General features: G+C 48.3%; 9 protein-coding genes. 3 read left to right on the forward strand and 6 right to left on the reverse strand.

Annotated features, from left to right (window positions below; genetic code table 11):
• The first annotated feature begins 395 nt into the window (after nt 1-395).
• Nucleotides 396-3260, forward strand: a complete 2865-nt coding sequence (locus B5D48_RS02025; protein WP_023937975.1) for a M16 family metallopeptidase — start codon at nt 396-398, stop codon at nt 3258-3260.
• Between the two features lie 149 nt (nt 3261-3409).
• On the opposite strand, the gene B5D48_RS02030 is transcribed toward B5D48_RS02025, so the two are convergent.
• From B5D48_RS02030 to B5D48_RS02055, 6 genes are read right to left on the reverse strand one after another with little or no spacing between them, the layout of a single operon-like run.
• Nucleotides 3410-4324: a ribonuclease Z gene (locus tag B5D48_RS02030; protein WP_036887407.1), complete on the reverse strand. Its 915-nt coding sequence runs from the start codon at nt 4322-4324 to the stop codon at nt 3410-3412.
• A gap of 16 nt (nt 4325-4340) precedes the next feature.
• Nucleotides 4341-5018 (reverse strand): DedA family protein, encoded by a 678-nt coding sequence (locus B5D48_RS02035; RefSeq protein ID WP_023936137.1) that lies wholly within the window; start codon nt 5016-5018, stop codon nt 4341-4343.
• A 30-nt stretch (nt 5019-5048) separates the two neighbouring features.
• Nucleotides 5049-6752, reverse strand: a complete 1704-nt coding sequence (locus B5D48_RS02040) for a glutamine--tRNA ligase/YqeY domain fusion protein (RefSeq protein ID WP_078801646.1) — start codon at nt 6750-6752, stop codon at nt 5049-5051.
• Nucleotides 6753-6798: 46 nt separating this feature from the next.
• Nucleotides 6799-7725 carry an HAD hydrolase family protein gene (locus tag B5D48_RS02045; RefSeq protein WP_023936140.1) on the reverse strand — a complete coding sequence of 309 codons (927 nt, stop codon included), beginning with the start codon at nt 7723-7725 and terminating at the stop codon, nt 6799-6801.
• Nucleotides 7725-9533 (reverse strand): TonB-dependent receptor, encoded by a 1809-nt coding sequence (locus tag B5D48_RS02050; RefSeq protein WP_023936142.1) that lies wholly within the window; start codon nt 9531-9533, stop codon nt 7725-7727. Before B5D48_RS02050 ends, B5D48_RS02045 begins: the two co-directional genes overlap by 1 nt.
• A 14-nt stretch (nt 9534-9547) precedes the next feature.
• Nucleotides 9548-12559, reverse strand: a complete 3012-nt coding sequence (locus B5D48_RS02055; protein WP_023936143.1) for a tetratricopeptide repeat protein — start codon at nt 12557-12559, stop codon at nt 9548-9550.
• A gap of 218 nt (nt 12560-12777) precedes the next feature.
• On the opposite strand from B5D48_RS02055, the gene B5D48_RS02060 reads away from it, so the two are divergent.
• Both B5D48_RS02060 and B5D48_RS02065 read left to right on the forward strand, forming a co-directional pair.
• Nucleotides 12778-14256: a LysM peptidoglycan-binding domain-containing protein gene (locus B5D48_RS02060; RefSeq protein WP_234985383.1), complete on the forward strand. Its 1479-nt coding sequence runs from the start codon at nt 12778-12780 to the stop codon at nt 14254-14256.
• A complete protein-coding gene (locus B5D48_RS02065) occupies nt 14240-14935 on the forward strand; it encodes a porin family protein (RefSeq protein WP_023936147.1) in 696 nt (231 codons plus the stop codon). Before B5D48_RS02060 ends, B5D48_RS02065 begins: the two co-directional genes overlap by 17 nt.
• The last annotated feature ends 27 nt before the right edge of the window (nt 14936-14962 follow it).

Consider the following 14962-nt stretch of genomic DNA (forward strand, 5'->3'; position numbering starts at 1 on the left):
AATTTTCCGTGGAGAGGTAAGGGTGATGGGGAGAATGTCAGAACGAGGCATCCATGAGAGTAAGAGAAAAGGAGCCAGTAATTTGGGGAGAGGCAGGTTATGAGTCTGAGGTCTGGAGAGCTAAGGCAAAATTGTGAGAAGAACCTATGTAATGCCCTTTGTTGAGAGGAGGTTTTCGGCAGTGGAGATCTGCCTTTGCAATGGGGAAAGTAGCCCCAGTTTTAATGACAAAAAGATTGCTACATTTGTGTTCGTGTAGGTTGTACTATATTAACCATACACGGGTATGCTCTGATATGGCTTGGCGTAGCTATTTGCGGGCAATAACCCGAGTCGTCCTCGGGGGATTTTTGTTTTAGATATTATTCATTCATCCAAATTAAAAACAATAGCGTATGAATCTAAGAAAAGTATTTCTGGTATTCGCTTTGGCTCTCTCTGCTGTTTTGCCGGTATCTCTGTCGGCTCAGCAGATGCAACCACTACCCATTGATACTGCCGTTCGCTACGGTAAGCTACCCAATGGGCTTACCTATATCGTAAGGCATAACGCCAACCCCCAAAAGAGGGCTAACTACTACATCGCACAAACGGTAGGCTCTATTTTGGAGGAAGAAAATCAGGCTGGTCTGGCCCACTTCCTTGAGCACATGGCGTTCAACGGAACAAAGAATTTTCCTGGGAAGAACTTGATCAGCTTCTTGGAGCGTATCGGTTGCCGCTTTGGTGCTGACCTCAATGCTTATACAGCTTTTGATGAGACTGTGTACACGATCATGGATGCTCCTACGCAGGACATCAATGTGGTAGACAGCTGCCTCTTGATCATGCACGACTGGAGTAACAATATCACACTTGATGGTAAGGAAATAGATGAAGAAAGAGGTGTGATACACGAGGAATGGCGTACCCGTGACAATGGAGATATGCGTGCCATGACTTATACTTTGGAGAAGGCATTCCCCAACAACAAGTATGGCAAGCGTATGCCTATTGGTATGATGGAGGTTGTGGATAATTTCCCCCACGAAGACCTTAGAGCTTACTACAAGAAATGGTATCGCCCAGATCAACAATGTGTGATTGTAGTAGGGGATATTGACCCTGACTACGTAGTGAAAAAACTCACAGAAATATTTGCCGACATCAAGGCTCCGGAAAATGCTGCCGAGCGTTATTATGTGGAAGTAGAAGATAATGAAGAGCCTATCTCCATTATTGCTACTGACCCCGAAGTGACCAGCACCAGAGTGCAGATCATGTATAAGAGGGATATAATGCCTCGTGAAATGAAAGCAACTGTAGCAGGCTTTATGCTCAACTATCTGAATCGTATCGCCTCCAGCATCATCAACGAACGTTTCATGGAGATGATGATGAAGCCCAACGCTCCTTTCTTGCAGGCCGGAGCTTATCAGGGGCCGTACATGACTATCGCAAAAACTAAGGACGCTCTCAACTTCATTGCTATCGCACGCGAAAATGAGGTGAAGAAGTCGCTTGATGCTTTGGTGGCAGAAATTATGCGGATTAAAAAGTTCGGTTTCACAGCAGCCGAATACGACAGAGCTCGTACTAACCTGATCAAGTCTTTTGAGAACTCATACAATGAGCGTGGTAAACGCACGAATGGTAGCTATACCGAGGAATACAAGAGTTTCTTTATTGATGGTGGCTATATCCCCGGTATCGAAACCGAGTATGAGATGATAAAGATGATGGCTCCTCAGCTGCCTCTGGAGTTGGTAAACAACGCTATTAAGGAATACATTTCCGTAGACAAGAATGTCGTACTGACTGTAACCGGCCCTAAGAAAGATGGTATCACTTATCCTACCGAAGCCGAATTGACAGAGATGTACAAGCAAGCTACCAAGCAGGATGTAGAGGCTCCCAAGGAAGAGGTGTCCGATACCAATTTGATGGAGAGAGCTCCCAAAGGCGGTAAGATAGCCGGTGTGAAAAAGAATCAGATGTATGGTGCTACCGAGGTGAAACTCAAAAATGGTGTTACAGTCTACTTGAAAACAACTGACTACAAAGATGATGAGGTACAGTTGTATGCTGTTAAGAAGGGTGGGTCTTCTCTCTATGGCGAAAAAGATGCATTGAACGTAAAGGTCGTCAATGATGTATTGGATCTTGGAGGTCTCGGTAAGTTTGATGCTATTGCTTTGCAGAAAGCCCTTACTGGACGCTCTGTGGATGTATCTGCTTCTGTAGATCTTCACGAAGATAAGATCAGTGGTTCCAGCACGGTCAAAGACTTCGAGACCATGATGCAGCTTGTCTATCTTACTTTCACTGACATGCGTGAAGACCAAGATGCCTACGAAGCTCACAAGCAACGTCAGGTAGAGCGTATCAAGAGCGTCAAGACCAACCCTCTCTATTCACTCAGAGATACTATTGCGTATGTGTTCTACAACAATAATCCTATCATCAAACCGCTTAATGAAGAGGATTACGAGAAAATAGACTACAAGCGAGTAATGCAGATTGCCAGAGAACGCTATGCTAATGCCAATGGTATGCAATTCTTCTTCGTTGGTAATATCGATGAGGCTACGATGATCCCTCTTATCGAAAAGTATATCGGAGCTTTGCCTTCCAACAAGAAACAGACTCCTAAAACCAATGAAGACAAGAAGCTGACTTTGCGCAAAGGCAAGATGGATCTCTTCTACAAGAAAGATATGGATACTCCTATGGCTCAGATCTATGATATGATCCATGCTCAGATGCCATACAACTTGAAGAATGTATTGGTCATGGATGCTCTTGTAGCAGTGCTCGACCAATGTTACACCGCCAGCATTCGCGAAGCTGAGGGCGGTGCATACAGTGTAGGCGTAACTGGTGAGGTTCAATTTGATCCGATGAACGAAGCTTACATCTTGGTAAACTTCCCCACTGATCCTGCTCGTGCAGACGAAATGAACAAATTGGTCTATGTAGAGTTAGATAACATTGCCAACAATGGTCCGAAGAAAGAATACCTCGACAAGACCTTGGTTAATATGCGTAAGAGCTACGAAGAAAACTTGCGCAAGAATGCTTATTGGCTATACAACCTCAAGCGTTACTACACAAGAGGAGCAGATTGGGCCGGTATTTATCTCGATACACTCAACTCAATCACAACAACTGATTTGCAGAACTTTGTGAAGGAGTTTATGAAGCAAGATAACCGCTTGCAAGTAAGACTTTCTTCCACAAAGACAGAAGCAGAAAAAGCTGCTAACCAATCAGCTAAGTAAGCCTTGCCTCGGGAACCTTTCGGGTTATCCGAACTTGTAAAAAGTTTGGGCAACCCGAAAGGTATTTGAGTAATACAGAAAAAGCCCGACCCTTCTTGTTTGGAGGGTCGGGCTTCTTACTTTTTAGGTCTGCCGAAAGAGGAGGGAGCTCAGATCTCGATTGTCATACCTTCGTTGGCTGCGATTGTATTGGGGAATACGGAGCGTGCCTCTTGTAGCAAGCCGCTCTCATCCGTATACCTGGCTGAATAGTGGCCTATCAGCAGCCGTTCTGCTTCGGATAGTTGTGCAATGCGTGCTGCCTCTTTGGCCGTACTGTGGCAGGTTTCTATGGCTCGCTTGCATTCACTTTCCATAAAAGTCGCTTCGTGGTACAGCAGACTGACTCCTTTTATCTGCTCTATCAGCTGGGGATGGTAGGCTGTATCGGAGCAGTATGCGTAGCTTTTCGGGGTGTTGGCAGGCTTGGTCAGACGACTATTGGGGATGAGAGTCCCATCCGGACAGGTGTAGTCAGCTCCGGCTATGATGTCTTTTCTTAGGGATACGGGGATTTTGTAGAACTCGGCCATCTCTGCAATCAGGTGGCTCTTCTGTGTTTTCTCCCTGAAGAGGAAGCCGGCACAGGGGATGCGGTGGTTCAATGGCAGGGTATGCACCTCGAGCGATCGGGTTTCTAATATGCAAGCCATCTGTTTGGTGTCGTGCGGACAAATCTTTACTTCGTAGGGTAGTCTGTCGCAGAAGAATTTGAGTATAGGCTCTAAATACAGCTCTATACCCGAGGGACCGTGAATAAAGAGAGGAGCCGTGCGTCCGAGCAACCCCATGGAGGAAATGATACCCGGCAGTCCGAAGCAATGATCTCCGTGCAGGTGCGAAATGAAAATATGCACCAAGCGAGAAAAACTCACTCGGTGCTTACGCAAAGACAGCTGCGCTCCCTCTCCGCAGTCTATCATGTAGAGTTTGCCTCTGTGCTCCAAGATTTGGCAACTGGGCAGGTGTTTGGTTGTTGGGGCAGCTGACCCACAGCCGAGGATAAGCAGTTCCATTGTTGCTATATGGCCAAAAGTCTTTTTAGTCTTCGGTCACAGTGTTTCCTGCACGAGGCTGTGCTTTCTTGCTATGCTTACGATATCGACGAATCCAGTATATCAGCCCGACAACCAATACGATCCCCAGGATGCCGAAGCCTATTTCATGGCTGTAGACCGATACCTTGTCGATCAATTGTCGTTCGGTCTCTATACCGGGTACTTGGGCTAAGCCATAGCCCAAGGCAGCCAATATACTGTTCCACAGGCCGGCTCCTATCGTGGTGTAGAGCAGAAAAGGGAGGAGTTTCATCTTGGCAAGACCGGCTGGGATACTGATCAATTGACGCACGGCTGGGATAAGACGACCGATGAGCGTGGAGATAGCCCCGTTCTTGTCGAAATAGACCTCTGCATTGTGCACTTTCTCCGAGCTTAGCATGAGAGCTTTGCCCAACTTACTTCTGGCGAAAGCGTACACTACGGGCCGGCCAAGATAGCGAGCCAAATAATAGTTGATCACTGCTCCTATGTCTGCGCCAAGTGTGGCAAACAGGACCACTAGATAAACATTGAGATCGCCCCCACCGGCTGCTTTGAAAGCAGCTGGTGGGACAACTACTTCACTTGGGAATGGGATGAAACTCGACTCTATGGCCATCAACAAAGTGATAGTCCAGTAGTTGAGATGATCCAACGCCCATTGTATGATAGCTTCCATATACAATACCTAAAGATCGTGGCTGGTGGATTATCCTTTTGCTACCACTTTCTTCCATGTATCTTTCAGCGATACAGTGCGATTGAATACCGGCTTCTCTTTGGTCGAATCGATGTCCGGAGAGAAATATCCGACTCGCTTGAATTGGTAGGAATCTCCTGCCTTGCCTTGCAACAAGAATGGCTCGGCCTTGCAGTTGTGCAAAACTTTGAGTGAATCGGGGTTGAGCAATTCGGCCAGCTCTTTTCCTTCGACAGCGGAAGGATCTTCGTCAATAAAGAGTCGATCATACAGACGCACTTCTACATCCACGGCGTCGGTACAAGAAACCCAGTGAATGGTACCCTTGCATTTGCGAGCCGAATCGCTTCTCCCACTTAAGGTCTCGGGTAGATATTCTGCATAGACTTCTGTCACATTCCCCTGATCATCTTTGGCACAACCGGTGCAGCTAACGATATAAGCCGATTGTAGGCGAACTTCTCTCCCTGGGCTGAGGCGGAAATACTTTTTCGGAGCATCTTCCATAAAGTCTTCTCGCTCAATGTACAGCTCTCGGGCAAAAGTTACTTTGTGCGTACCGGCTGCTTCGTCTTCCGGATTATTTATTGCATCGAACTGTTCGGTTTGTCCTTCGGGGTAGTTTGTTATGACGAGTTTGATCGGATCCAGTACGGCAGCCACACGTGTAGCTCTCTTGTTTAGATCTTCGCGCACTGCATGTTCCAACAAAGCTACATCGATCATACCATCGTATTTGGTGTAGCCGATCTTGTCTATAAAGTTGCGTATTGCTTCAGGTGTATAGCCACGTCTTCTGTAGCCACAAAGAGTAGGCATACGGGGGTCGTCCCATCCGGCTACCAAGCCCTGTTGTACCAGAGCCAGTAACTTACGTTTGCTCATCATGGTATAGGTGAGGTTCAGTCGGTTGAACTCGTATTGCCTGGGGCGGTAGTTGCTCTCTTGTGGCTTGAGAAGGTCTATGAAATAGTCGTAAAGCGGACGATGTGGTACAAACTCCAGTGTGCAGATAGAGTGTGTAACCCCCTCGAAATAATCGCTCTGCCCATGTGCAAAGTCGTACATGGGGTAGACATGCCAGCTTGTGCCGGTACGATGGTGAGGTGTGTGTATGATACGATAGATAATGGGGTCGCGGAAGTGCATGTTGGACGAAGCCATATCAATTTTGGCTCGCAGGGTCATCGCTCCTTCGGGGAATTCGCCTGCATTCATTCTCTGAAAGAGGTCGAGACTTTCCTCCACTGGTCTGTTGCGGTAGGGGCTGTCTGTTCCGGGAGTGGTAGGTGTCCCTTTCTGGTCAGCGATTTGTTGGCTGGTTTGTTCATCTACATAGGCATGCCCTTTTTTGATGAGGTCCACAGCAAAGTCGTACAACTGCTGGAAGTAGTCCGAAGCATAGTACTCATTGCCCCACTCAAATCCCAGCCATTTGATGTCCTCACGTATGGCATCTACATACTCGACATCTTCTTTGGTGGGATTGGTATCATCGAAGCGTAAGTTGCATACCCCGCCATATTTCTGAGCTATACCGAAATCCATACATACGGCTTTGGCGTGCCCTATATGCAGATAGCCGTTAGGCTCCGGTGGGAAGCGAGTCTGCAGGCGTCCGTCGTTGAGTTTTTCAGCCAGATTTTTCTCTACAATTTGCTCGATGAAGTTGAGGCTTTTGCGTTCTTCTGTTTTGTTTGTTTCGTCGCTCATATGGCGTATTATTGTGTTTACCGTTGTTTTCGTACTTGTTTTGCTTCTACCTGCGCTTGAGGATGCTATTCAGGACTCTTATGGTGGAGATCAATTTACCACTGCCGATAGAGTAAACCTCCACGGTCCAGACATGTGTAGACCTGCCCTGATGCATGATGCGAGCTTCTGCTCTGAGGGTATCTCCGACCAGTGCCGAAGATACGTGATTGCCACTTACCTGTATGCCGACTTGCAGCTCATCCTCTTCGCATAGTACCACAGAACCCAAGCCTGCCAAAGTCTCTGCCAGAGCCAAACTGGCTCCACCGTGGAGGATACCCAATGGCTGACAAGTACGATGATCTACCGGCATAGTAGCTTCTACATATCCACGCAGGATAGCTGTACACTCGATCCCCAACTGTCCCATCAGTGTGTTTGGAGCCAGAGAATTGACCTCCTCCGGCGTGTAGGCCACATCGTCGTATGGGTGGAATACGAACTTGTGCAGCATATGTGCCACTCCATCCTGATCGTTGGATTTGGTAATGTAGTCGGCGCAGGCTTTTACTTGTTCAGCTGCATTGGCAACAGCCACACCCAAGCCGGCCATCTGTATCATTTCGACATCGGAAGGGGAGTCACCCACTGCGATCAGTCCTTCTCGCCCGAGATCTAATTTGTCCAGCAGGTGGTTAATGGCATTGGCTTTCCCTTTGACAGGATCTTCCGAGAAATCTATTTGGGCCTTCGTTCTGCAGTTGTATAGCAAAGTCCCTCGCTCAGGCATGAGATAGCCACTGAACTCATCCAGACGGAGCTCGGCTGCCAAATCGAGCATACGCTCCAGAGGACGCGCAGAAGTGAGAGCGATACGTATCCCCAGTTCACTCTCGGCTTGTATCAGTGATTCTTTGTTGGCTGTGGACAGGCGACTTTCGTTATCCAGAAGCGTGCCGTCTACATCCAAAACAATTAGATTGTACTTCATCAGAAATTGATATTGGCACCTGCCATTACTCCGGCTCCCGGAGCGGGATAGCCATAGTGGTGACTGTAGTGCGTGAAAAAGATGTTGCGACCGATCGCATAGAGAGCAATGCGATTATTAAGATAGTAGTCCAAACGGGCGTTCATCAATTGTATGTTCGGAAGCCTGGAATCTTTCAGGCCTCCTTCCTGAGGCTGGTTGTATTCTATTCCGCCCACAAATGTGTAGTCGAAGCTCAATTTGAATGGTTTGAGCGGTTGGTAATACATAGAAATAGTAGCTTCTACTGAGGGTTTGCCGTCTACGATGTCTTTTTTGCTACTCCTGTTCCATCGTGAGTATTGAGCCTTGGCAGAGATACCCCATATACCACGGATAGAATATGAGAGGTGACCTCCGAAGCCCCACATGGAGACATTGTCGTAATAGGGTGTAAATCCGACATGCTTACGGAAAGCTTGGTTGATAAGGGCCGAGCCATTGTCCTGCATATCTGCCGGTCTGAATAGATAGTAGTGATCTATCTTTGCCAAGTCTGCATACAGGCCCAGGTTGAGTCTTTGAGTGATAGCTGCACCTGCACCCAAACGAGCCTTGTATCGTACACGAGAAGGATCTATCACATATTCTGGAAGCAGGTAGGGGTTTTCTCCACTTATTTGTCTTAGATTGTTGTGCAGCAGTCCTCCCTCAGATTCTGCATAAATACGGTAGGCATCGGCAAATGAGATAGAAGCATCGAGCAACGGATAGAGGAATATCTTGGGGCTGACTCCTCCATTGATACTTGCTCCGAAACCTCCACGGATACGGATTTCGGTGGTGCCAACGGAGGTGTCCAGATTGAGGTAATGTTTCCCACCTGCGAAGTATAGCCCTCTTTCGCTTCGTTTGACATTGGGGCGGGCATGCAGATCCAGTCTCTTTTTTGGGGAGAGATACACCACACCTGCATCGGCATCGACATGGAAAGATAGGTCTCCCACCACTCGACGACTTATCCCCAGCTCTGCCTTAGGATAGTGCTCTACCAAATCGTAGTTTTGTCCGGAAAACTGTGCAAATCGTGTATGGTAGCCATACATCAGACGTAAGCTGTAAGCCCAGTTGTCTGTGTCGTTTGCTTGGGAGCTCAACCCTACCTTCACTCGCACCCCATGCTCCACGGCGTGGTCTTTGGAGTCGTATCGGAAATTCTTTGTTGATGGGACTATCTGATTTAGATCGGGCCAGACACCGTAGTAGTTGTAATAGCGATGACGATAGTCCGCAGTCACGCTAAGAGAGGTTTTCTCAAAGCGATGTGTGTAGAGCCCCGACACGTCGGTAAGGCTGTTTCTGTCTTTGGTCTTTACAGCTTTATCGGCATCGGTCACATCTTCCAAAGCAGAGCGATGATGAAGGTCGAAATACAGCTCATCTTTCTCAGTATTCAGTATGCGGTAACCAGCATCGGCACGGAAGCGGTAGAGAGTCCCAGCCCCCAACTCCAAATACCCACGGTGAGGAGAATGGATAAACCGCTCCGCTATGGGACTTACGTGCCCATCTATGTTGGCAGGGAGACTCGGGGCATAGTGCATCTGGAATTTCAGCGGAGTGGCTGAGAACGGACGCACCTGAGGAGCTTTCGTGCTCACCGAAACGGGAAGCCCCTTCTCAACGGGCACAGAGATAACCTTGTCAGTAACTACGGTGAGCTCTCTGCGTAAAGTATCGCTTTGCCCACCTCTCGGGTTTTGTGCATGGAGAGTGGCGGAGGCTATGGCCCAACTCAAGGCTATGTAGGTAACAGTGCTTCTATTCATTGATTTCGATAGTCTTAATTCATTTTAGATAGACGGCTATTGATCATCTCCTTGATGTCTGCTTCTTCCCCACTGTAGTTTTTCTCAAGGCTCAGCAGGTACTGCTTGGCTGTCTCGGGTTGTCCCATTTTGATGTAGATATCTGCCAACAACACAAACCCTCGGGCAAGCCAGTATTGCTGAGGTGTACTTTGCTTGATAAATTTGTCGCATAGAGACTTAGCTGTTTGCAGATCTCCCACTTCATACTTGATTTGGGCAAGAGTAACCAGAGCTTCAGCCCCAAGAGCTGTGTCTGTTTCCTTACTTATGGGGTGCAGTAAGGTAACTGCTTCGGCAGATCGACCCTTGGCATGCAGAGCCTTGGCCTCAAAAAGAGAAACTTCCTTTTCGTCCCCTAGCTTACCCGAAGACTTGACTTCTCTTGCTATAACGAGCAGGTCGTCGTGCCGTTGCAAGAGATAGGCAGCCCGTATGGCCGATACTGCATAGTTGTTATAGGCCATTTGGGAAGTTGCAGATTTGTAAGCATCGCTGTAGAGGGCGAAGGCTTGAGCATAATCCCCCTTATCCATGAGAAGCTGCCCCAACAAGCCTTGTGCCTCGGAACGGATCTCCGGCACTACATCCTGGTTGTTGAGAGTAGCCAACACTCGGGCTGCTTCGTCTATGCGAGATTCTTTTTGATAGGTCTTTGCCAAATAGAGACGAGCCCTGTTTGCTTCGGCTCCCTTGGGGTATTTCTCGAGAAATTGCTCGAACGCAACAGCAGCGTTGGCCGAGCCATTGTTGAAGCGAGTCATAGCTTGCTCGAAGAGAAGTTTGTCTGTCTGTGTCAGCTCGGCTGCATAGTCTTTTGCCCCCACTTGCTCTACGTAGCTTGCGTACTCTTCGGCTCTGTCTGCCTGTAGGTAGATTACTCTAAGATCCGAAAGAGCCTGTCTGGCCTCATCGCTTTGTGGGTATTTCTCTATTACTCCTTTGTATTGCACGATCGCACGATCGGTCTGCCCATTGTGGTGGTAGAGCATTGCCAGCTCCAAGCAGGCCATTCTACCCCAGCGACTTTCCGGATAGTCACGGATCACTTTTTGCAGAGAAGTCTCGGCCGTAGAGAGTGGCATACGCCCTACTATGGCTGCACGACCTTTATTGTAGAGTAGCTCAGCTGCATTTTCTGCTGCGGGGTATTGGCTCAGATACTTGTCTATTGTAGCCATTTGCTTGTCGTACTGCTCTTTGTAGCCATAGATTTCCGACAATCGATACAGAGCTGTGGCTCCTGCTGTGGGGTGCTGCTCATAGGCCGTCCGGTACATCTCTGTGGCTTCATTCATTCTTTTTTGGGCATACAGACAGTCACCCATACGAGTGCGAGCATCGGCAATTCTCTCGGTGGAGACTCCCGGAGTGGCTACGAAATCGGCCAAGGCAGCATAAGCCCGGCCAAACTGTTTTTGATTGAAAAGGGCATAGCCCAATGTGTAGCGAGCATTGGCCAGATTGTCATTCCCACTGCGACCAAAACGTTGCACATAAGCCAATGCGTCCTCGGCTGCCGAAGGGTAGCGGTCGGATTGGTACTTGGCTTGGCTTCGTCCCAGAAGGGCTTCGGCTGCATACTGAGAGGAGGTATCAATGTCCAATGCTTGTGAGTAATAAGCCTCGGCTTCTGAGTATCGGTGCTCTCCCATAGCCAAATCTCCCAAACGAGCCAGTACATACTGCTTGGCAATGCGGATAGACTGCGTCGGCATCTCTATCCTGTTGATCGAGGCCAAGCTTGAGGCATAATCCTTGGATGTGTAGTAGGCTTCTGTAAGGAGTAGAGCAATGTCGTCTCTGTATTTAGACTGTGGAAAGTTTCTCAAGAATCGCTCCGCAGCATTGACTGCCTGTCCGAAGCTCGAGCTGCCTGACTGTCGGAGTGTTATTGCCATATTGTAGAGGGCAGCTTCGCGTATATCTGCTGTGGCCTCGGTGTTTCCCTCCACCTGTTCAAAGGCCAGTACGGCTTCCGTGAAGTTGTTCAGCTCTATTTTTGTTTGTCCCAGATAGAGAGCTGCTACTGCTGCTGTGAGGTCACTGCCAGAAGCTGCAATGGTGAGAGGCCTTTCGGCTTCGTGGTACTGCCCCATACGGTATTGGGAGATACCCAAGGCGCAAGCCAGTTCAGGCTCTATACTCTCATCGCTCGAAGCGACATACGAGCTCAGTAACCGAGCCGAATTGTCATAATCCCCAAGGTGAAAATAAGACATTCCGGCTGCCCGCTGTAATTCCTTGCGAGATCGCATATCGGGTCTGGATTGCCACAACTGCTCGAGTGTACCCACGGCTGTGCTCCATTTGCCTTCGGCAAAGTTGATCTGCCCCAAATATCCTTCGGCCTCGTCTGCCAAATCTTCCGGCCATGCAACCCCCAGCAAAGCCCGGCGCGCTGCATCGTATTGCCCTTGTTGGAAGTCCAATACAGCACCGTAGAATCGGGCTTGTTTGTGCCAAATGCTGTTGCCGTCTCCCACAGAGCCGAGTAAGTAGCGTATGTCTTCGGCTTTTCTCTGTTTGTCGGGTATTTGCATCATGGCATAGGCCTGACGGACTTTTACCTGTATCTCTTCCTCGGCACGCAGTGCATGCGGTTCTATGCGACCATAGAAATATACGGCTCGCTCATAATCTCCCTGCGTGAGGTAAATCCCCCCCAATAGAGCGTATGTCTTGGCCCGGTAGGGACTATCGGGATAGCGTTCCAGATACCGCAAAAGAAGGACATCGGCATCGGCTCTCCCCATCTGTGCTTCAGCTGCATTTCGGTAAAAAAGAGCTTCGGAAAAATCCAGCTCCTTCTCTTTTGAGGCTTCTATGTAACGATCGAGGCTTGCGATGGCAGCTGCATAATGTCCTTGTCTATAACGAGCTATACCGTCAGACAGGTCTTGTTGTTCGAGGTATTTATTGGGTTGCTGCGCAGATAGGGCGATGGCCTGAGTTGCGAGCAAGACAGTGGTGATCAGTCTCTTCATATCTCCTTCTATCGATATTATCCTTACCTACAAAGATAATCAAACGAAAGTTCGCACTAAGTAAACAGAATAAAAAATACGCAGTATGGCCTTTCTTTGTTTTCTATACCTTTGTTACGTTATAAGTATCAAGTACAAGTATTTAGACAGACGTGGTTTATAGTAAACACAGATGGTGGATTGGGGTGCTTCTTTGCTTTTGCATCCTGGGAGGATTTGTGCAGCAAGCAGAAGCACAGAGTAGTAAATACACGGTGAAACCGGAAGATACGATCTATGGTCTGGCTCGACGCTACCATACGACACAAGAAGAAATCTACCGATTGAATCCCTCTTTGGCCTCTCGTGGATTGAGGGCCGGTGAGGTGATTGTATTGCCCGATGGTAAGAATACAGCCAATTCCACCTCTTCTGCTCAGCTCTCCAATGGAGGGAAATATATCAAGCACAGAATAGCCAGAGGGGAAACGCTCACAGCTATAGCCCGGCAATATGGAGTATCCGTAGCCGATATATTAAAGATCAATCCCGAAATCAGTGCCGACCGCTATCCAGAAGGCTTCATTTTGTTGTTGCCCGGTGGTACCAGTACCTCACACAATGACCGTGTGCGAAATCAAGCCGAGAGTGTACCCGAAACGAATATATTCCATAACCCCATATCGCTGGGTCGTGGTCGGGTAGATACTCTGAGGGTATCAGTCATTCTCCCATTAGGGAAAAATGCCCCCGAGCGTTATGTCCTCTTTTTTGAGGGCTTTTTGATGGGGATAAATGATCTGAAGAAATCGGGTATCTCCACCATTCTGCATGCCTACGATGCGGATGGTTCTTCGGAGGTCGATCGTATATGCCACAGCGGAGCTCTACTGGGAGAACATTTGGTGATAGGAGGTAGCTCTGATGCCGAGATCAGCAAGCTGGCAAATTATGCTCGGCAGCACCGGCTTAATTATGTGGTCCCTTTCAACTCTCAGATAAGCGATGATGCCTCTTTCTCCTCTCTCTTTAAGCTCAATCCGAAGCAGGAGAGTCTGTATCCGATGATTTGTAAAGAGTTTGTTCGCAGATATTTCGGCTACACAGTCATTATTGCTGCAGTCTCTCCGGATGAACAGGAGGACCCCCTTATTACTCCTCTTGAGGCTGCTATTCGCCAGGCTGGAATTGCTTGTCACAGGCGTAAGGTAGAAGACCTGGGGAGCCTTGACAGTCGCACATTAGTCCTCCCACGATCTTCCTCGGGACGTGGGTTGCAAACGCTACTCTCACAGCTGGAGACAAGCCGCAGCCGTTGCAAAATATTTGGCTATCCTGAATGGCAGGCTCAAAACAAACAGACCTTGGAGAAGCTGGCCAAATACGAGACCACATTCTATTCTTCTTTCTTTTTTGACCCCTCGGATATCGAATCGAGTCTGTTCCTGAAGAAGTACAATGCATGGTACAACCACAGATTGGTGGAGTCTTTCCCGAGATACAATGTCTTGGGCTATGATGTTGCTCGATACTTTGTTCGTGCCACAGCTTCCTACGGCATGGATTTTTACAACTATTTAGCACAAATCCCCTCAGATGGTTTGCAATCGGATTTCCATTTTGTTCGTCCGAAAGGTTCGTCCCTGTTTATCAATGGCAATGTTTACTTCGTTACACTTCGTGCGGGGCAGAATCCGCTGCGTGAATCCATTTTCTGAGAGCTGGAGGAGAGCTTTCTCCTTTCGCTCTTTGCTGCTTATTACGCTGTGCGTTTTAGGCTCTTCCCCTGGCTTTGGGCAGAAGAGTAAAGATTTTACCCCGAGCTACTATGTGGGAGCCGGTGGTGGCACATCGTTCGGTGCGGTCTATTTCTTTCCTACAGTCAATCAGGATATCCATATGGGCTACATTGGAGGGCTGGTCTTCGGTGTGGATGTGGAGCCTTATGCTGGAATGCGAATGGAGATCAACTACAATCGAAGAGGTTGGGTAGAGCGTTTCGAGGCTGAGCGCAAACAGAATTATAGCAAGAGTCTCGAGTATATAGAGGTGCCCCTGATGTCGCATTTCTACTACAGGGCAGGCAGTGTAGGCTTCTTCTTAAATGTGGGCCCTCAAATCGGCTTGCGCATAGGTGAGCATACGGAGCGATCGGGTAGTGGCTTTACCGAGCAAGAACTCAGGCGTATAGATCAGGCATTGGGCGACAAATTTATGTGGGGACTTGCCGGTGGTCCGGGCTTCTTCGTTTGCTTGGGAAAGCTCGGTCAGTTGGAGTTGGATGCCCGTGCTTTTTTTAATTTCAGTACTGTCTATCCGATCGGTCGTAGCGAACCGTATGGCAGAGCAAACGAATTTGGCGGATATGTCAAACTCAATTATTTCTATCGCTTTTAGTTTTTTTAGTTCAAACCATAAAACAAT

The organism is Porphyromonas crevioricanis (genome assembly GCF_900167225.1).
Lineage (GTDB): Bacteria > Bacteroidota > Bacteroidia > Bacteroidales > Porphyromonadaceae > Porphyromonas > Porphyromonas crevioricanis.